18 protein-coding genes and 1 pseudogene are annotated in these 18,353 nt (G+C 29.1%); 11 read left to right on the forward strand and 8 right to left on the reverse strand.

The genetic code is table 11. The features are described 5' to 3' along the window. Positions 1 to 49: 49 nt before the first annotated feature. The 5 genes from ACH2BC_RS11320 (at position 50) to ACH2BC_RS11340 (ending at position 6,499) form a co-directional block, all read left to right on the forward strand. Positions 50 to 598, forward strand: a complete 549-nt coding sequence (locus ACH2BC_RS11320) for an energy transducer TonB (RefSeq protein ID WP_395054111.1) — start codon at positions 50 to 52, stop codon at positions 596 to 598. After that, positions 579 to 1,325, forward strand: coding sequence for a shikimate dehydrogenase family protein (locus ACH2BC_RS11325; protein ID WP_395054112.1), 747 nt, complete (start codon positions 579 to 581; stop codon positions 1,323 to 1,325). The genes ACH2BC_RS11320 and ACH2BC_RS11325 overlap by 20 nt, the downstream gene beginning before the upstream one ends. A 239-nt stretch (positions 1,326 to 1,564) precedes the next feature. Beyond that, on the forward strand, positions 1,565 to 3,772 hold the full coding sequence (locus tag ACH2BC_RS11330; protein ID WP_395054113.1) for a DUF349 domain-containing protein: 2,208 nt from the start codon (positions 1,565 to 1,567) through the stop codon (positions 3,770 to 3,772). 122 nt (positions 3,773 to 3,894) lie between these two features. Beyond that, entirely contained in the window at positions 3,895 to 5,079 is a 1,185-nt protein-coding gene (locus tag ACH2BC_RS11335; RefSeq protein WP_395054114.1) for a hypothetical protein, read from the forward strand. A gap of 1 nt (position 5,080) precedes the next feature. Continuing rightward, the gene (locus tag ACH2BC_RS11340; protein WP_395054115.1) at positions 5,081 to 6,499 is read left to right on the forward strand and encodes a hypothetical protein; all 1,419 of its coding nucleotides are present in this window, start codon (positions 5,081 to 5,083) and stop codon (positions 6,497 to 6,499) included. Positions 6,500 to 6,792: 293 nt separating this feature from the next. Here the strand turns inward: ACH2BC_RS11340 and ACH2BC_RS11345 are convergent, their stop codons facing one another. From ACH2BC_RS11345 to katG, 4 genes and pseudogenes are all read right to left on the reverse strand, one after another. Further along, positions 6,793 to 8,241, reverse strand: a complete 1,449-nt coding sequence (locus ACH2BC_RS11345; protein WP_395054116.1) for an APC family permease — start codon at positions 8,239 to 8,241, stop codon at positions 6,793 to 6,795. Between the two features lie 320 nt (positions 8,242 to 8,561). Continuing rightward, positions 8,562 to 8,761 (reverse strand): annotated as a pseudogene (locus ACH2BC_RS11350) (Lrp/AsnC ligand binding domain-containing protein); the annotation flags it as partial. Between the two features lie 202 nt (positions 8,762 to 8,963). After that, on the reverse strand, positions 8,964 to 10,640 hold the full coding sequence (locus ACH2BC_RS11355; RefSeq protein ID WP_395054117.1) for an amino acid permease: 1,677 nt from the start codon (positions 10,638 to 10,640) through the stop codon (positions 8,964 to 8,966). Between the two features lie 323 nt (positions 10,641 to 10,963). After that, positions 10,964 to 13,246, reverse strand: a complete 2,283-nt coding sequence (gene katG, locus ACH2BC_RS11360) for a catalase/peroxidase HPI (RefSeq protein WP_395054118.1) — start codon at positions 13,244 to 13,246, stop codon at positions 10,964 to 10,966. Between the two features lie 242 nt (positions 13,247 to 13,488). On the opposite strand from katG, the gene ACH2BC_RS11365 reads away from it, so the two are divergent. The 3 genes from ACH2BC_RS11365 to ACH2BC_RS11375 all read left to right on the forward strand — a co-directional run bounded on the left by ACH2BC_RS11365 (position 13,489) and on the right by ACH2BC_RS11375 (position 14,794). Next, positions 13,489 to 14,124, forward strand: coding sequence for a peroxiredoxin (locus ACH2BC_RS11365; RefSeq protein WP_395054119.1), 636 nt, complete (start codon positions 13,489 to 13,491; stop codon positions 14,122 to 14,124). A gap of 92 nt (positions 14,125 to 14,216) precedes the next feature. Continuing rightward, complete coding sequence (locus ACH2BC_RS11370; RefSeq protein WP_395054120.1) at positions 14,217 to 14,531, forward strand: thioredoxin family protein; 315 nt, start codon at positions 14,217 to 14,219, stop codon at positions 14,529 to 14,531. 5 nt (positions 14,532 to 14,536) lie between these two features. After that, positions 14,537 to 14,794 carry a DUF6952 family protein gene (locus ACH2BC_RS11375; RefSeq protein ID WP_395054121.1) on the forward strand — a complete coding sequence of 86 codons (258 nt, stop codon included), beginning with the start codon at positions 14,537 to 14,539 and terminating at the stop codon, positions 14,792 to 14,794. Positions 14,795 to 14,840: 46 nt separating this feature from the next. Here ACH2BC_RS11375 and ACH2BC_RS11380 read toward each other — a convergent pair whose 3' ends face one another. The 4 genes from ACH2BC_RS11380 to ACH2BC_RS11395 all read right to left on the reverse strand — a co-directional run bounded on the left by ACH2BC_RS11380 (position 14,841) and on the right by ACH2BC_RS11395 (position 16,823). Beyond that, complete coding sequence (locus tag ACH2BC_RS11380) at positions 14,841 to 15,257, reverse strand: arsenate reductase ArsC (protein WP_395054122.1); 417 nt, start codon at positions 15,255 to 15,257, stop codon at positions 14,841 to 14,843. A gap of 1 nt (position 15,258) precedes the next feature. After that, a complete protein-coding gene (locus ACH2BC_RS11385) occupies positions 15,259 to 15,873 on the reverse strand; it encodes a class I SAM-dependent methyltransferase (protein WP_395054123.1) in 615 nt (204 codons plus the stop codon). Positions 15,874 to 16,001: 128 nt separating this feature from the next. Continuing rightward, complete coding sequence (locus ACH2BC_RS11390; RefSeq protein ID WP_395054124.1) at positions 16,002 to 16,475, reverse strand: DUF6428 family protein; 474 nt, start codon at positions 16,473 to 16,475, stop codon at positions 16,002 to 16,004. A 24-nt stretch (positions 16,476 to 16,499) separates the two neighbouring features. Beyond that, positions 16,500 to 16,823, reverse strand: coding sequence for an ArsR/SmtB family transcription factor (locus ACH2BC_RS11395; RefSeq protein ID WP_395054125.1), 324 nt, complete (start codon positions 16,821 to 16,823; stop codon positions 16,500 to 16,502). Between the two features lie 151 nt (positions 16,824 to 16,974). Here ACH2BC_RS11395 and tpx point away from each other — a divergent pair, with 151 nt between their 5' ends. The 3 genes from tpx to ACH2BC_RS11410 form a co-directional block, all read left to right on the forward strand. Next, on the forward strand, positions 16,975 to 17,472 hold the full coding sequence (gene tpx, locus ACH2BC_RS11400) for a thiol peroxidase (RefSeq protein ID WP_395054126.1): 498 nt from the start codon (positions 16,975 to 16,977) through the stop codon (positions 17,470 to 17,472). A 6-nt stretch (positions 17,473 to 17,478) separates the two neighbouring features. Beyond that, positions 17,479 to 17,850: a diacylglycerol kinase gene (locus ACH2BC_RS11405; RefSeq protein WP_395054127.1), complete on the forward strand. Its 372-nt coding sequence runs from the start codon at positions 17,479 to 17,481 to the stop codon at positions 17,848 to 17,850. A 49-nt stretch (positions 17,851 to 17,899) separates the two neighbouring features. Continuing rightward, a partial coding sequence (locus tag ACH2BC_RS11410) for a DNA translocase FtsK 4TM domain-containing protein (RefSeq protein WP_395054128.1) occupies positions 17,900 to 18,353 on the forward strand: 454 nt, incomplete at its 3' end.

The raw sequence follows: 18,353 nt of genomic DNA on the forward strand, positions 1-18,353 counted from the left end.
AGGAAGATTCTCTGCTAACAATGCACCACATTTCTTAAAAAACATAATTATGATAAAACGAATATTTTTATTATTTACAATACTACTTTCAATTTCTGCTTTTAGTCAAACTAAAAAGAAGAAAACCGTTAAAAAACAAACAAAAGAAGTTACAAAAGTAGAGCCAAAATCAGAAGGAAAAATATCAACTGTAAAACAATACATTGGCGATAATGATGCAACAATAGAACCTCCAAAAGGTGAAATGGATCAAGAAATTGATGATAACGCAATTTACAATACTGCAGGAATTGAAGTAAAACCAGAATTTCCTGGCGGAACCGAAAAATTTAATTCATTTATGTCAAGAAATATAAAGTTGACAAATGAAATGAAAGAAAGTGAAATAAAAGGAAAAGTATTTGCTTCATTTGTTATTGAAAAAGATGGAACTATTAGTAACATTAAAATAATTCGTGATATTGGTTATGGAATGGCAAATGAAGTAATAAGAGTTTTAAAATCAATGCCTAGATGGATTCCAGGTGAACAAAATGGTAAAAAAGTAAGATGTTCTTATATGGTTCCAATTATGATTTATGCAACAAAACAAGAATAAATTTGGACTACTAGGAAAAGAAATCGGCTATTCGTTTTCTAAAAAATACTTTACAGAAAAATTTTCGGCTGATTTATTTAGTGATTATTCTTATGATAATTTTGAAATTCCAACAATTGAAGAATTTCCAACAATTTTAAAAAACAATCCAGACTTAAAAGGATTGAATGTTACAATTCCTTACAAAGAAAGTGTTATTCCGTTTCTTGATACTTTATCTGATAAAGCGTTTAAAATTGGAGCTGTAAACGTAATTCGTTTTACAAAAAAAGGCAACTTAAAAGGTTATAACTCGGATTGGTATGGATTTAAAAAATCATTAGAACCACTACTCCAACCTCATCATAAAAAAGCTTTGATTCTTGGAACTGGTGGTGCAGCAAAAGCTGTTGCATTTGCGCTAGATGAATTAGATATTTTTTACACGTTTGTTTCTAGAGAAGCAACTGAAAAAACTATAGGTTACGACAGAATTAACGCCACAACATTTGATAATTTTCAAATAATTATAAATTGTACGCCACTTGGTACAAGCCCAAATGTGAAGGAATTTCCACCAATTCCGTATGAGTTTTTTACTAATAAACACATTGCATTTGATTTAATTTACAATCCAGAGGAAACTCAATTTTTAAAGAAAGCCAAGAAAAAAGGAGCAACGATTAAAAATGGATATGAAATGTTGGTTTTTCAGGCAGAAAAAGCTTGGAGAATATGGAATAAATAATCAATACAAAAGTATTTTAGCCCTGATTAAATGAAATAACAAATTGTTTTTTTACAATTTTTATGCAATGAAAGCAGGAATTACCAAAGTAGATAAAGCCCAAAACATTTGCTACTGAAATTGATTTAAACAGTTTCTAAAAAAAATAAAAACCACAGAAATCGTTGCTTTTCTTGGAATTTTGACCACACTTTACTATCTTTCGCACCTTAAATTGTATAACCTCACACATTTATAAAATGTTAGAAGAAAAGAATGATAACCTGTCTGGTGAAATTAACGAGACAGATGGAAACGTAAAAAACGAATCTCTAGAGACAGTAGAAACTGAAAATCAAGAAGTTGAAGTAATTGTTGATGCAGAAAATGAAGCAGCAACTGTAGAAGAAGTTACAGAAGTTGTTGCCGATGAAACTGAAGAAACTTTGGCTGAAACTCCATTAGAAACTGTTGAAGAAGTTGAAACTGAAACTGTAAATGAAGAAATTTCTGTAGCAACTGAAACTGTTGAAGAACCAAAAGCAGCTGAAATTGAAGAAGTTGAACAGCCAATTGTAGCGCATAAAATACCTACAATTGATAACGTTATTGAGCTTACAGACGAACAAGTTGCAAATGATACAGTAGAAATTCAAGATGAAAACGATCACGCAGTAAATGCAATTGCCAATGTAAATGCCGAAGAAAGCGAAGACGAAACGTTAAAAGCTAGACACGATATTCCTATGGAAGATTATGAAGCTATGCCAATGGAAAAATTGGTTGAAGCTTTGGAAACTCTTGTGGTTGTTGACAAAGTAATGTCGGTAAGAGAACATGTTGAAGAAGTTAAAAAAGCGTTTTTATCTAAATATTATCATTTTATTGATGAGAAAAAAGAGGAATTTAAAGTTGAAAACCCAGAAAGTACTGAAGATTTTCAATACAATTTTCCTTTAAAAGCAAAATTTGATACCTTATATACTCAATATAAAGAAAAGAAAAATACTCATTTTAAATCGTTGCAAACTAATTTGCAACAGAATTTAGAAAACAGAATGGCTATTGTTGAAGAATTGAAAAATTTAATTCATTCGCCAGAAAATATTTCTGCTTCGTTGAAACAATTAAATGATATTAGAGAACGTTGGAAAGTTGCAGGCGCAATTCCTAAAGACAAATACAACCATGTTTGGAACAATTATCATTTTCATATTGAAAATTTTTACGACTTTTTACACCTTGATAGAGAAGCAAGAGATATTGATTTTAAACACAATTTAGATTTAAAATTAAAAATTATTGCTCGTGTAGAAGAACTTGTTGTTGATACCGATTCTAACAAAGCGTTTAGAGAATTACAAGATTTACATAAAATTTGGAAAGAAGATATTGGGCCAGTTTCTAGAGAACACAGAGAAGAAATTTGGAAAAAATTTAGTGATTTAACTAAGCAAATGCACGACCAAAGAGAAGTGTTTTACGAAAGTTTTAGAGCTGTTGAAACAGAAAATCTTGCTAAGAAAAATGAAATTGTTGCTCAATTGGATGTTCTTTCTAAAGAAAAAGTAGATTCGCATCAAGCTTGGTTAAACCAAATTGTAAAAGTTGAAGCTTTACGTAATGAATTTTTTGCTACAGGAAAAGTGCCAGGTGATGTAAATGAAGCAACTTGGGCAAGTTTTAAAACTACAGTTCGTAATTTTAATGTTCTTAAAAATTCATTTTATAAAGACATTAAAAAAGATCAAAACGATAATTTAAGTTTAAAACAAGCATTGGTTGCCAAAGCCAATGAATTAAAAGAAAGTGAAGATTTTGTTGCTACAACTGCAATGATGAAACAAATTCAAGAAGAATGGAAACAAATTGGTCATGTACCAAGAAAATTTTCAGATACACTTTGGAATGAGTTTAGAGCAGCTTGCAATTATTATTTTGAACGTTTAAAAAATACTAAAAAAGAAGAAGATAGCGAAGAAGTTGCTGCTTTTGAAAACAAAAAAGAATATTTAGAAACGTTAAAATCATTTGAACTAATTGGTGAACATAAAACCGATTTAGACGCAATAAAAGCGCACATTGAAGCATGGAAAGCATTAGGAAGAGTTCCTTTTAATAGAAGACATATTGAAGGAAAATTTAATAAAATTCTAGATGCTTTATTCGAAAAACTAAGTTTGAGCAAGAAAGATACTGAGAAAATGCGATTTGCTAATAAACTAGATAATCTTGGTGATGATTCTAGAAAACTTGATGGCGAAAAAATCTTTATAATGCGTAAAATAGATGAAGTTCAGAATGAAATTTTTCAACTAGAAAACAACATTCAGTTCTTTCAAAATACTAAAAACGCTAAGAAAGAAAATTCAATTGTAACAGAAGTTAGAAAAACAATTGCAAGACATAAAGAAGAATTAGTTACTTGGAAAGACAAATTGAAACAAATTCGCGAATTAAATAAATAACAATCAAACTCACTTTTTAAAAAGTGAGTTTTTTTTGGTACAATAGTTGATTACTCGAATGGTAATCTGTTTTTAAAAAAACAATTAAAACATTATATTTGCAAAAAATTAAACCTAAAACAATGAAATTTAAACTACTATTATTTGTTGCATTATTTACAATTTCTTTAAACGCACAAAATATTTCATCTGAAATAGTGTATTTAAAATCATTAAAAGCTCCAAAAATCCTTATTGATGAAGCTTCTAGAAGTTATAAAGTTACTGTTACTTCGCCTTACAATTTAACAGCAGAAGATGTAATTCAAAAATCTAAAGATGATTTTAAAAAGGACGTTGCTAATCATGATAATGTTGTTAAAAACAGCGAAACAGAATTTCAACAAAAATTGAAAGATTACGATAAAGAAGTTGTTGATTCTAAAGAAAAATTTGCACAAGAATCAGCAGAATTTAAAAAGCTTACTTTGTTTGAACGTTTAACTATGACAGAACAAGGTAAAAATCCTAGAATGTATACACCAACTAAACCAGTGTATTACAAACCACAACCTCCAGTTTATAGAGAACCAAACTTAAATGAATACATTATTGTAAACAATAGTGTATTGTCAACCCAAATAAATATTAAAGGTTTTAATAAAGAAAGTAACTATGTTGATATTAATGTAGATATTAAAGATGTTAAATTTCAAGATAACGCAGGTCAATCATTTGCAAATCAACCAACAAAACTTGTTGTAAAAGTAAATGGTGTAGAAAAAATTAATAAAACATTTTTTCAAGATTTTGAAATGATTTCTTCATCTCCAACAAATAATATTAATAAACCACTTGAAGAAAAAAATCATTTAAATAAAGTAATTGCATTTTTAAATACATACTTAGATGATAATTTTGCATTTCAAACATTGAATACAGCCGTTTCTATTAAAAGTGTAAAAAATAAAGGTAAGTATGACGATTTAGAGAAAGCTGATATTTACATTACTACAAACATTAAAAAAATGCAACCAGACAATCCTGCAATAAATGCAGCTGCTACTGCTGGATTACAAAAAGGTATTGATATTTGGTTAAGTACTTTAACTAAAGTTGAATATAAAAATACTAAAGCCGATTTGAATTCTAAAATTGCAAAGTTTATTTATTTTAATTTAATAAATTTAAATTTAGCGATGAACAAAAAAACTGAGGCAGAAAAATATCTTAACGAATTACAAGAAAATTTAGTAGACATTAAATTATCTTATGAAGATGAAGTAGAATTAAAAAATATAGAATCGCGTATTTATACAGTTAAATAATATGAAAAAGATATTTTTATTTACAGTAATTATAGTTTCACAACTTTCGTTTTCACAATTAAGGTTTGAATTTGGACCTACATTTGACTATGATGTTAAAGCAGAGATTAAACCAGAGTTTGTTTTAACAGACAATTATAATACATTTCTTTTAAGTACAATAAACAGTAATGGATTGATGTCTAGCAATATTGCTATTGTTAGAAAGTTTGATCAAAAAAATCAGTTAGCAAATACTTATAAGCAACAATTTCCAAATTTTGATATTGGAACTATGAATAATGTACTTGGAACTTGTGCAACAAATACAGGAAAAGCAGCAGTTTTTTTAGAAACCTATTCTACCAAATCTAAAAAAACAGATATTTCAAAACTAGTTTTTGACAAACAAACTAATGAATTTACAACAACTGTTGTAACTACATATCCTATTTTATCTGCTGGAAAATCTGCTAATGTTAGTTTAAAAAAATCTGATAACGGAAATTACATTGCTATTAGATGTACTAAATATAGAGCTAAAGAAGAATCAGAGGTTTCTTTGTTATTGGTCCTTGATGCTAATTCTTTAGAAACTATTTGGCAAAAAGAAGTTTCATTTGATGATAAATATTATACAGAATTTCATTCGGTTTCCAATTCTGGAAAAGTAGTTCTTATACGTTCTGCCAAAGGTTGGAAATTAGACAATTATGTAACAATTGTAACATCTGATTCGCAAGAAAACAAAACATTTGAAGAAGAAATTAAATTACAAGAACCAAAACTTGTAACCATTGGAACTCAAGATTATTTAATAGCATTTAATTATCCTGCAAAAGGTGTTCGATCTGGCGATTATAGTAAAATAATTTTTTATGATTTAACATTAGGTAAAACACTTCAAAATAATAAAGTTTCTGAATTTTCAAATTTAAGAAAATTGATAAATGTAGAAATTAAAAATGTTTTTCTTCAAAACAATGAAATTCATTTATTTACGCAAGCCAAAACTCAAATGGATGATAAAAATCCTGATGGAAGTGTAAATTCTCAAGCATTTTTTAATCCTAAATATCGATATGAATTGTCAAATTTATTTGTAATGTCTTATGAAGGAACTTTAAAATCAATATTAAAATTACAAACTGATACATCTAGAGAAGTACTAGTAAGTGATTCGTTTGGATTAATAAAATTGAAAGGAACTTATTATTTAAATACAGGACACTATTCTGGTTTTTATGCATTAAATGCAGATTTTTCTAGAAATCCAAACAATATACTAAGTTTTACAAATTATGAAGATCCAGATAGAAACTATAATCTTATTTATGTAAATCAATTAATAAACTTTTTACCAGACAGCAATCGTCATATTTTTGCAAGAACAATTGGTTTAGACAAAATGTCTCTTGTAAATGTTTTTAATACAAAATAAACTTTAATCTATTCAATATAAAAATGGCTGAAATAATTTTCAGCCATTTTTTTGTGAGAAATATATAAATGTTTGCAATTTTAATACAACAGCCAAAGCAACTCAATTAAGTAACTTTACATAGTTGAAAGTAAAATCTCAATTATGATTTGCCAAGTTGGCGCAATAGCATTTAGAATATAGAGGTTTTCCAACTTTCCGTCTGTAACCAACGAAATGGTACACGAGCTAAATAACTGTTAATCAGAAAAAATTAAAAATCACTTGACGGTGATTTTTTTTTTACAAATAATTTACTCTTTCTTATTTAAAAATAAATAATAAACTGGAATTCCTAAACCTACAATTACCAATCCAAGTCCAGTACTTTTTGTATCGTAAATCAATAAAGTAATACAAATTAGAGCTGTAACAATTATGTAGAGCATTGGTATAATTGGATAGCCAAAAGCTTTGTAAGGTCTTTCAGCATTAGGTTCTTTTTTTCTTAAAATAAAAATTCCATAAATAGTTAGAATATAAAATAATAAAGATGCAAAAGTTGCATAAGTCAATAAATCTCCATATCGACCAGAAATACAAAGTATGCAAGCCCAAAAACATTGCAACCAAAGTGCCTTTTCTGGAACATCATTATTGTTTAAATCTTGAGCTTCTTTAAAAAACAATTTATCTTTTGCCATTGCGTAAAATAATCTTCCACCAGATAAAATTAATCCGCTGTTGCAACCAAAAGTAGAAACCATAATTAATCCTGCCATTACAAAAACGCCAATATTTCCCATTATAACATTAGCTGCTGCAGCTCCAACTCTATCTTGATTGGCAAACATAATTCCGTTTTCTAAAACTGTTGTTCCAGTTGGTGATCCAGTCATAGGCAACAAAGCTAAATAGGCAAGATTTGCCAAAATATAAATTACGGTAACAATCAAAGTTCCAAGAAACAAACTTCTAGGAATGTTTTTCTTTGGTTCTTTAATTTCTCCAGCAATAAAAGTTACATTGTTCCAAGCATCACTAGAAAATAACGAATTTATAATTGTTGCTCCCATTGCTCCTAGCAAAGCAATTCCTGCAAGTTTAGTAACCGTTATGCTGCCATCAGGATTTAAAACTGTTTTAGACGCATCCCACATATTGGCAAAATTGTTAGATAAAACATCTGTTTTTAAACCAACATATAATCCTAAAATTATTATAGCAAATAGTGCAATAAGTTTTGCCGAAGTAAAAAATAATTGAATAGATTTTCCAGTTTTTACACCTTTAGTATTAATATAAGTTAGTAAAATAATACTTGCCATTGCCAGAATTTGTTTGTTTGTAAAAGTAAAATCTTCACCAATTTTAATTAACTCAGTATCTAAAACAGGAAAAAACACTGCTGCATATTTTGCAAAAGCTACTGCAACTGCAGCAATAACACCAGTTTGAATTACAGTAAAAACAGTCCAACCATAAAGAAAAGAAGCTAATTTTCCGTAAGCACGTTGAATGTAAACAAATTGTCCTCCAGCATTTGGCATCATTCCAGCCAATTCACCATAACTCAACGCTGCCGACATTGTTAATAAACCTGTAACCAACCAAATAACTAAAAGCCAAGCTGCAGAACCAACATCTTTAGCCATTTGTGCGGTTACAATAAATATTCCCGAACCTATCATTGAACCTGCAACAATACTTGTGGCGTCAATTAACCCTAAAGAGCGTTTCAATTCGTGTTTCTCTTCTTGCATATTTTTATTTTAAGTTTATAGATTTTCAAATATAGGTAAAAAGTTTTATTATATTTTGAACTTGTGCAGGTGCATATCAGTAGCAAATGGCTTGGTCTTTATTTACAATGGCAATTCCTGCTTTACACTTGTAGTCGCGATAAAAAAATCGCGAGCTACCGTTTCAATCAGGGCTAAAAGATGTATGTATTGAGTATTTATTTACAATTAATTTCTAATTTTTTTCCATTTCAATCTTTTGAGATAAATTACTTTGTACTATTTAAGTTAATGAGATTTTTATTGCATAAAATGATAAATTCTAGAAAGAATATATAAAATCAAACCATAAAAACTGTAGTATTCTTCACTTCACCAATCATAAATGTGCTGTGAATACTTCCAATATGATTGAGAGTTGTTAGTTTTTTTACTAAAAATTCTCGGTATTTATCCATATCCTTAAGGCAAATTTTTAGAATTTAATCATAGTCAGCAATTACTTTAAAAATTCTAAAACCTCTTCTAGTTTTACTACTTCTTTTCAAATTAATTGATGGCTTGATTCGTTTTTATATTGGTTTGGATAATGATATTGATAGAATATTTTTGTCTATGAAAGAATGTATCGTTGATTTTGGTTTTTGTAAAATGTGATAAGCTAAGTTTATAAAATTTATTTTATTGAAATCCGTTTGAGAAATTCTCAAAGGGATTTTTTTATGTTTCTAACAAAAGCTTGTTTACGCTTTCAAATTCAACTTACTATTTTTATATCCATAAATAAAGTAAAATACCAACCCAATAACCAACCAAACTCCAAACCACATCCAGTTAGAAACTGCCATTCCAGTTAGTAAATAACAGCACGAAACCAATCCTAATAATGGAATTAATGAAAGGTTTTTGGTGAACGATAAGAATGTCATTACAACACAAACTATTAAAAATACTAGCATTGGAATATTGGTAGCCATTTTACCATCAGAAAAATTAATTATATCAGAAAAGAATGTTGGTAAATAATTCACAATTAATACAACAGCAATAATCATAATCAAAGGAAAAATAAATTTGGAATTTACATACGGAATTCTGAATTTTCCTTTTGTTGCACGTTCTGCAAGTTCAGTTTCACTTTGTGGAGATAACATTAAAACACCACCACATACCAATACAAAAGCAAATAAAGTTCCAATACTTGTAAAGTCTAATACAAAGTTTTCATCAGTAAAAAATATTGGAATTCCAACTACCAAACCTGTTACAATTGTAGCAAAACTTGGTGTTTTATATTTTGGATGAATTTCTGCAAATTTCTTTGGCATTAAACCATCTCGAGACATGGTCATCCAAATTCTAGGTTGTCCCATTTGAAAAACCAACAAAACACTTGTCATTGCTACAACTGCTGCGATCGATACAATAAACAACATCCATTTTACGCCTTTTAATGCAAAAATTTCAGCCAATGGATCACTTACTCCAAGCAATTCATAAGAAACCATTCCGGTAATAACCAACGCCAAAACAATAAAAACTATGGTGCAAATTACCAACGAATAAATCATACCTTTTGGTAAATCGCGTTGCGGATTTTTAGTTTCTTCTGCCAAAGTCGAAACAGCATCAAAACCAATGTAAGCAAAGAAAACAGCTGAAACTCCAGCCATAACTCCACCAAATCCGTTTGGCATAAATGGTGTCCAGTTGTCAATATCAATATAAAAAGCGCCAACAATTATTACTAATAAAATTATTGCTAACTTTATATAAACCATTATATTACTAAAATTTCTAGATTCTTTTGTTCCTCTATAAACCAAGTAAGTAATTAGTAAATTAATGACAACTGCAGGCAAATCGAAAATTATTTTTAAACCTCCAATAATGGGTGCGTTTTTCCAAGCCGCTAAACCTTCGACACCTTTATTGGTTTCAAAAGCAGCGTGTGCAGATTTATAATTTATAGTCAACCATTCAGGTAAATAAATATGAAAAGATTCTAATAAATTTGTAAAATAACCACTCCAAGAAAAAGCGATATAAATATTTCCTATAGAATATTCCATAATTAATGCCCAACCAATTATCCAAGCGAATAATTCTCCAAAAGATACATAAGCATACGTATATGCGCTTCCTGAAACTGGTACACGTGAAGCGAATTCTGCATAACACATAGCTGTAAATCCGCAAGCAATGGCACACATAATGTATAAAAGTACAACAGCTGGACCACCAGAAAAGCAAGCGTTTCCAATTGCACTAAAAGTTCCTCCACCAATTATTGCTGCTATTCCAAAAAAAGTTAAATCTTTAACGTTTAATACTTTACTTAAACCAGAATGTTCTCCATCGCCACCTTCTTGAACTATTGCTTTTGTTGATTTTTTTCGGAATAAATTGGAAAAATTCATAGTATAAATTTGTAAATAGTGTAATGGTTTAGTATGCTTTTATTAACTTTTGCTGGAAACAAATATATAAAAAAGTTATTCAATAAAAATCTTATGTTTTTTAATTAGAAAAGTAATTAAAATTTTTAAAACCATCAAGTAGGTTAAGGTAATTAAGAGTAAAAAAAATAGTATTTTTTATTTACATTTCTTAATTTATCATCTAATAATACAAAAACCTTAATGACCTTAACTTCCTAAATGGTTTAAAAAAAACTTATTTGTCTAAAACAAAAAAGGCAGTTCGTTTCCAAACCACCTTTTAAAAATATTTTAATTTAAAATTAATTCAAATCAAATCTATCTAAATTCATAACTTTATTCCAAGCTGCAATAAAATCGTGAACAAATTGTTCTTTTGCATCTTCACAAGCATATACTTCTGCAATCGCTCTCAACTCGGTATTCGATCCAAAAATTAAATCTACACGTGTTCCAATCCATTTAATAGCGCCAGTTTTTCTATCGCTTCCAATAAAAGCTTCACTAGATTCTGAAACAGCTTTCCAAGTGGTACTCATATCCAATAAATTTACAAAGAAATCATTAGTTAAAGTTTCTGGACGATTGGTGAAAATTCCAGTTTTAGATTGATCAAAATTGGTATTCAAAACTCTCATTCCTGCAACCATCAATGCCATTTCTGGAGCTGTTAATGACAATAATTGTGCTTTATCAAGTAACAATTCTTCAGCAGAAACTGTAAATTCTGTTCTTGAATAATTTCTAAAACCATCAGCTTGAGGTTCTAATACATCAAACGAATCAACATCGGTTTGCTCTTGAGAAGCATCTGCTCTTCCTGGCGTAAATGGAACTTTTACATCAAATCCACCATTTTTCGCTGCTTGTTCTACACCAACACATCCACCTAAAACAATTAAATCTGCAATAGAAACTTGTTTATTTTCGGGTTGTGATGCATTAAAATCTTTCTGAATTTTTTCTAAAATTGCTAAAACTTTAGACAATTGTGCAGGATTATTTACTTTCCAATCTCTTTGTGGAAGCAATCGTAAACGACCACCATTTGCACCACCACGCTTGTCTGATGCTCTAAAAGTAGAAGCTGAAGCCCAAGCTGTTGCAACTAATTCTGAAATACTTAATCCAGATGAAACCAAAGAAAATTTTAAATTTTTAATATCTTCTTCGTTTACACTAGTATACTTTACATTCGGAATTGGATCTTGCCAAATTAATTCTTCACTAGGAACTTCTGAACCTAAATATAAAGATTTTGGACCCATATCTCGGTGCGTTAATTTAAACCATGCTCTGGCAAAAACATCATTAAAATCTTCTGGGTTTTCTAAAAATCTTCTAGAAATTTTCTCATAAGCTGGATCAACTCGCAACGCTAAATCGGTAGTTAGCATAAATGGTTGATGCGTTTTTGAAGCATCGTGTGCATCTGGAACTGTGCCAGCGCCACCATTATTTACAGGTTTCCATTGGTGTGCACCAGCAGGACTTTTAAATAATTCCCATTCATATTGAAATAAATTTTTAAAATAATCTTGGCTCCATTTATTTGGTGTGCTTGTCCATGCACCTTCTAATCCACTTGTAATGGTGTCACCACCATTTCCTGTACCAAAATTATTTTTCCAACCTTGGCTTTGCATTTCAATTCCTGCTGCTGCTGGTTCTAATTCTATATATTTACTTGGATCTGCTGCGCCGTGAGTTTTGCCTAAAGTATGTCCACCAGCAATAAGTGCGACTGTTTCTTCATCATTCATTGCCATTCTGGCAAAAGTTTCTCTAATATCATAAGCCGATTTTAACGGATCTGGATTTCCGTTTGGTCCTTCTGGATTTACATAAATCAATCCCATTTGAACTGCTGCCAATGGATATTCTAGTTCTCTTTCGCCAGAATATCTGTTGTCTGCCAACCATTCTCTTTCTGAACCCCAATACACATCTTCTTGTGGTTCCCAAGTATCAACTCTTCCGCCACCAAAACCAAAAGTTTTAAATCCGGCAGTTTCTAAAGCACAATTTCCTGCTAAAATCATTAAATCTGCCCAAGAAACTTTCTTGCCATATTTTTGTTTTATTGGCCAAAGTAATAATCGTGCTTTATCTAAATTGGCATTATCTGGCCAACTATTTAATGGCGCAAAACGTTGACTTCCAGAACCAGAACCACCACGACCATCAGATGTTCTATAAGTTCCTGCGCTATGCCAAGCCATTCTTATAAAAAATCCAGAATAAGTTCCATAATCTGCTGGCCACCAATCTTGTGAAGTGTTTATTAAATCATAAATGTCATTTTTTAATGCCGCTAAATCAACTGATTTAAATTCCTTAGCATAATTAAAATCTTTATTCATTGGATTTGAAAGCGAAGAATGCTGACGCAGAATATTTAATTTTAATTGATTTGGCCACCAATCTCTATTAATCGGACCTTTGCTATTCATCTGTTTGATTTTCGCATTTTCCATATTTATTGGTCCACCAGCAATATCGCCACCAAAAGGACATTTACTTTCGGCATTTGGATTACTATTTACATTATAAGACGTTTGGTTGTCTTTTGGGTTATTTTCCATATTGCTATTTATTTAGTAATTAATTGATTTACGAAATTATTAAAATTTATTCATGGTAAAATTAAATTTCAATAGATAAAAACTATAGTATCAAAAGTGATTTTTTTATTGATACTAATTTGTTGATAAACATCAGTTAAACTTTTCATAAGATAGAAAAATAATATCAATATCAATTGAAAAATAATGGTTTAGGTACTACTTTTGCACAAAATTTAAAATAATAATTTAATCATATAATTATGTCTTTAGTAGGTAAAAAATTCCCAAACATTACAGTTGATGCTATATCAGAAATGGGCGATAATTTAAGAATCAACGTTTTAGAAGAAGCATTAAATAATAACAAAAAAGTACTTTTATTTTGGTATCCAAAAGATTTTACATTTGTATGCCCAACAGAATTACATGCTTTTCAAGCTGCATTACCAGAATTTGAAAAAAGAAATACTATAGTAATTGGTGCTTCTTGTGACACCAACGAAGTGCATTTCGCCTGGTTGAATACACCAAAAAATAATGGTGGAATTGAAGGAGTAACCTATCCAATATTAGCTGATACTACCCGAAATTTATCATCTGCATTAGATATTTTGGATGCAGAATTGGTTTATGATGAAGAATTGAATGATGAAATTCTAGAAGGTTCGAATGTAACTTTTAGAGCAACTTATTTAATTGACGAAACCGGTAAAATTTTCCATGAAAGTGTAAATGATATGCCATTGGGTAGAAACGTAAACGAATATTTGAGAATGGTTGATGCTTACACGCACATTCAAGAAAAAGGTGAAGTTTGTCCAGCAAATTGGGAAGCTGGAAAAGAAGCAATGACTGCAGATAGATTGAGTACGGCGGCTTATTTGGCACAAAACTAAAATAATAACAAATTTCAATTGCAATACCTAAAATCAATTATAACTATTTTTTTGATTTTTGATATTGAAATTGGCATTGAAATTTTAAAACTATGTTAATCGAATTAAACGAAGATACGTTACAAGATTTAGTAGCATCAAATGATAAAGTTGTAGTTCAATATACAGCTTCTTGGTGCGGAAATTGTAGAATCATGAAACCAAAATTCAAGAAAATGGCTTCAGAAAATGAAAATATCGCATTTATTTTGGTTGATGCTGAAAATTTTCCAGAATCTCGAAAATTGGCTAATGTTTCAAATTTACCAACTTTTGCTACATTTGTTAACGGAAAATTATTAAACGAAACACAAACTAATAAAACAGAAGTTTTGGCTGAATTAGTAAATGAAATTGTTGCAAATTAAAGAATATGAAATTACCAATTATAAAACATTTATCCCAATTTATTGAAGATAATGACCAAGATTATTTAATTGAAACCATTGAGGTTTTAGAAGCTTTAACAGAAGTTTCTTCCTTAAAAGATGAAGAGTTAGATGTTATTGGTGAATTAATTTCAAATATGTATGGCGCATTAGAAGTTAACAAAATGATAAAAGAAGGCAAGGATAAAAAAGTTGCCTTAAACGACTTTATGAAACGTGTTTTGGGTTCTATAGATCAGTAAATTTTTTAAACTCGTAAAATCTGAAAAATGATTTTGCGAGTTTTATTTATAAATTAGTTGTAACAAATTCATCACAATATATTTTAATTAATTCTCTAACATTTCTAAATTCATTTAAAATTTCTTCCTCATTACCTACTGCTTTTGCTGGATCGGGAAAATTATAATGCAATTTTACAGCTTTACTTGGGAAAAATGGACAACGTTCTTTTGCATTGTCACAAACTGTAATTATGTAATTAAAAGGAATTTCAAAATATTCTTCTACATTATTAGAAGTATAATCTGAAATATCAATTCCATCCTCTTTCATAATAATAATTGCTTTTGGATTTACTCCGTGAGTTTCAACGCCAGCTGAATAAATTTTAACCTTTTTCTTATCTGTAAAATGCTCTAAATAACCATGAGCAATTTGACTTCTACAACTGTTTCCTGTACAAAGTACTAAAATATTTATCATATTATTTTCTTTTAAAACTAACAAAAATAAAATTCTGAATAGTATCAAATGGAGTTTGATGATCTATAATAAATGAATCTATAAGTTCAAAATTGGTGTTAAAAACTTCATTCATTTTAACTTCATTATATTGAATAATATCTAATCCGCTACATCTTTTTGGACCATTTTCTGAAAAAGTTCCAATAACCATAATACCATTTTTATCAATACTATTTGAAACAATTTCTAAATACTTTTCAATTTGATTTTGATTTAATAAAAAATGAAAAGATGCTCTGTCATGCCAAAAATCATATTTTTCTTTACAGTTAAAATCTAAAACATCTGAAATAATAAATGTTACATTTTTAGCTTTTTCTCCCAATCTAGTTTTAATTCTTTCAATTGCATTGGCAGATATATCTAACAAAGTTAAATTAGTAAAACCCAATTCTAAAAGTGCATCGATAAAATAACTATCTCCACCACCAACATCAATTATTTTAGCATCTTTTGATAACTTAAATTTAGAAATAAATTCTAACGATGTAAAAGGATTTTTTTGAAACCAACTTACTTCATTTTCTTGTTTTGTGCTAAAAACTTTTTCCCAATGCTCTTTATTTTCTACCATATTAAACCAACAACCAAATTAAATTTATAATACAAAACTTTGGGTCAAAACCCCAAATTAATTGTAAAATTGTTATAGAAACCGTTATAATTAATGGTTTTTTATATTTTATCAAAAACGCTTTCATCTTAACAACAACCAGAATTTGGAGCGCAAGAAGTCATTTTTTCTTTCCATTCTCCAATGTTAACTTTCAACTTTTCATTTGGAATTCCGCAAGAATCTATTGCTAAACAAGTAGTTTCTTTTTTTGTTAATTGAAAATTTCCGTTAGCAAAATCCAATCCAAATTTTCCGATAGTTTCTTCCATTTGATACTCTACTTCTATCTCTAAATCTTCGTTTCCAATAATTTTATCTGAAGCATCAATAATTTTTAGAGCAACATCTGAACTTAAAACATGATCTAAATCATTGGCATACCAAAGTTGAAAAGTAACTTTTTTTTCTTGATGAAAAGATATTCCGCAATCAATAAAATGTTTGGTAATCATTCCCATTTCTGTAATATGAAAATGTTTTGGAACCCTAGTTCCGCTTGGCAATTGAAAAGAAAAGTTTTCTGAATTTTCTAGCAAATTTTTAAATTGTGATAGTTTCATAATTCTATTTTTATACGATTTAATTTAACAACATTTGATTTTTAAAGTTTTAGAAATTGCAGAAAAATAATTTTCAAATTTCTTTAAAGTGGATTCATTAATACAATAACATATTGCAGTTCCTTCTATTGTTCCTTTTATAATATTGGCATTTTTTAATTCTTTTAAATGCTGAGAAACAGTTGGTTGCGCCAATGGTAACTCATTTACAATATCGCCACAAATACATTTATCAACTTGCAATAAATATTCAATTATTGCTACTCTTGCAGGATGAGAAAGTGCTTTAAAAAGCGTTGCCAATTCGTTTTGATTATCAGTAAAAGATTCGGTTTTAGAAACACCCATTTTGTTATATCATTTTTATATTGCAATATTACAATAAAACAATTAATATTTACAAAATTTAAATGTTAAAATTTAAGTTTAAAACCTAATTTGAAAATCATAAAATCCTAATATTTTTTTCATACTTTTGAAATCTTAAAATTATACAAAAATGGCAACAATAACATTAGGCGGAAATCCTGTAAAAACAAGTGGAGAATTACCAAAAGTTGGGTCAAAAGCACCTGAATTTAAATTAGTAAAGAACGATTTATCAATAGTTTCACTTGCTGATTATGCAGGAAATAAATTGGTTTTAAATATATTTCCAAGTGTTGATACTGGAACGTGTGCAGCTTCAGTTAGAAAATTTAATGAAAGTGCAAGTACATTAGAAAACACAAAAGTTTTATGCATTTCTAGAGACTTACCGTTTGCTCAAAAACGCTTTTGTGGCGCAGAAGGATTAGAAAATGTCGAAAATTTATCCGATTTTAATACTGGAAGCTTTGGAAAAGAGTATGGTTTAGAATTGTCTGAAAGTGTTTTAGCTGGATTGCATTCGAGAGTAGTTATAGTTTTAGACGAAAATGGAATGGTAAAATATGCAGAGCAAGTTCCAGAAATTGCAGACGAACCTAATTATAATGCAGCTTTAGCATCGCTATAAAAATTTATGGAATTTGAAAGAGATAAAACTTTTGTAACAGGAAGATTTAAAAGTATGGGATTTGCATTAAAAGGTGCAATAAAACTTATTACAACTGAACACAGTGTAATGGTACAATTTTCTATTGCAATTTTATTAATCTTTGCTGGATTTTACTATGAAATTTCTCAAACAGAATGGTTAATTCAAACGCTAGTAATTGGTTTGGTTTTAAGCATTGAAGGACTAAATACTGCTGTAGAAAAAGTGGCAGATTTTATACATCCAGAATTTCATGAACGCATAGGTTTTATTAAAGACATTGCTGCTGGAGCTGTATTTTTTGCAGCAGTAACAGCTATTGCAATTGGTTGCATAATTTATATTCCGAAACTATAATTTTTACAAATTAATAATGTACTATTTTATTGTAATCACCTAATTATCAATGGCTAAAACAGTTAAGAAAGAAACTCAAAATAAAAAAGATTCCAATTCGGTTGATTTAAAATCTTGGAAAAATAAAAGACAAATAAAATTAGTTTTAGGTTGTCTTTTAGTGCTATTTTCTATTGGATTATTAGTTGCTTTTATATCGTTTTTTATTCACGGAAGATCAGATCAAAGTGCAGTAATTGCTCTTTCAGACAGAACTGAAGTAGCTAATAATTGGCTAGGAAAATTTGGTGCTTATTTATCAGATTTGTTTATTTATAAAGGTTTTGGAGCAGCATCATTCTTATTTGTAAAACTATTTTTTATAACAGGTGCTTTTTTGATTTTAAATTTACCATTAAAAAAACTAAAAACTACTTGGTTTTGGGATTTATTTGCAATCATTATTTTATCCATTCTATTTGGATTTTTCTTTACCAAAATTCCAGAACTTGGCGGAACAATTG

It is taken from the genome of Flavobacterium sp., assembly GCF_043760115.1.
Classification (GTDB): Bacteria; Bacteroidota; Bacteroidia; order Flavobacteriales; family Flavobacteriaceae; genus Flavobacterium.

Bases quoted from the DNA above. Each gene is read 5' to 3' on its own strand.
- ACH2BC_RS11380 (WP_395054122.1), bottom strand. From the start codon at position 15,257: ATGATAAATATTTTAGTACTTTGTACAGGAAACAGTTGTAGAAGTCAA.
- katG (WP_395054118.1), bottom strand. From the start codon at position 13,246: ATGGAAAATAACCCAAAAGACAACCAAACGTCTTATAATGTAAATAGT.
- ACH2BC_RS11385 (WP_395054123.1), bottom strand. From the start codon at position 15,873: ATGGTAGAAAATAAAGAGCATTGGGAAAAAGTTTTTAGCACAAAACAA.
- ACH2BC_RS11320 (WP_395054111.1), top strand. From the start codon at position 50: ATGATAAAACGAATATTTTTATTATTTACAATACTACTTTCAATTTCT.
- ACH2BC_RS11390 (WP_395054124.1), bottom strand. From the start codon at position 16,475: ATGAAACTATCACAATTTAAAAATTTGCTAGAAAATTCAGAAAACTTT.
- ACH2BC_RS11370 (WP_395054120.1), top strand. From the start codon at position 14,217: ATGTTAATCGAATTAAACGAAGATACGTTACAAGATTTAGTAGCATCA.
- ACH2BC_RS11345 (WP_395054116.1), bottom strand. From the start codon at position 8,241: ATGCAAGAAGAGAAACACGAATTGAAACGCTCTTTAGGGTTAATTGAC.
- ACH2BC_RS11335 (WP_395054114.1), top strand. From the start codon at position 3,895: ATGAAATTTAAACTACTATTATTTGTTGCATTATTTACAATTTCTTTA.
- tpx (WP_395054126.1), top strand. From the start codon at position 16,975: ATGGCAACAATAACATTAGGCGGAAATCCTGTAAAAACAAGTGGAGAA.
- ACH2BC_RS11365 (WP_395054119.1), top strand. From the start codon at position 13,489: ATGTCTTTAGTAGGTAAAAAATTCCCAAACATTACAGTTGATGCTATA.
- ACH2BC_RS11325 (WP_395054112.1), top strand. From the start codon at position 579: ATGCAACAAAACAAGAATAAATTTGGACTACTAGGAAAAGAAATCGGC.
- ACH2BC_RS11330 (WP_395054113.1), top strand. From the start codon at position 1,565: ATGTTAGAAGAAAAGAATGATAACCTGTCTGGTGAAATTAACGAGACA.
- ACH2BC_RS11375 (WP_395054121.1), top strand. From the start codon at position 14,537: ATGAAATTACCAATTATAAAACATTTATCCCAATTTATTGAAGATAAT.
- ACH2BC_RS11355 (WP_395054117.1), bottom strand. From the start codon at position 10,640: ATGAATTTTTCCAATTTATTCCGAAAAAAATCAACAAAAGCAATAGTT.
- ACH2BC_RS11405 (WP_395054127.1), top strand. From the start codon at position 17,479: ATGGAATTTGAAAGAGATAAAACTTTTGTAACAGGAAGATTTAAAAGT.
- ACH2BC_RS11395 (WP_395054125.1), bottom strand. From the start codon at position 16,823: ATGGGTGTTTCTAAAACCGAATCTTTTACTGATAATCAAAACGAATTG.
- ACH2BC_RS11340 (WP_395054115.1), top strand. From the start codon at position 5,081: ATGAAAAAGATATTTTTATTTACAGTAATTATAGTTTCACAACTTTCG.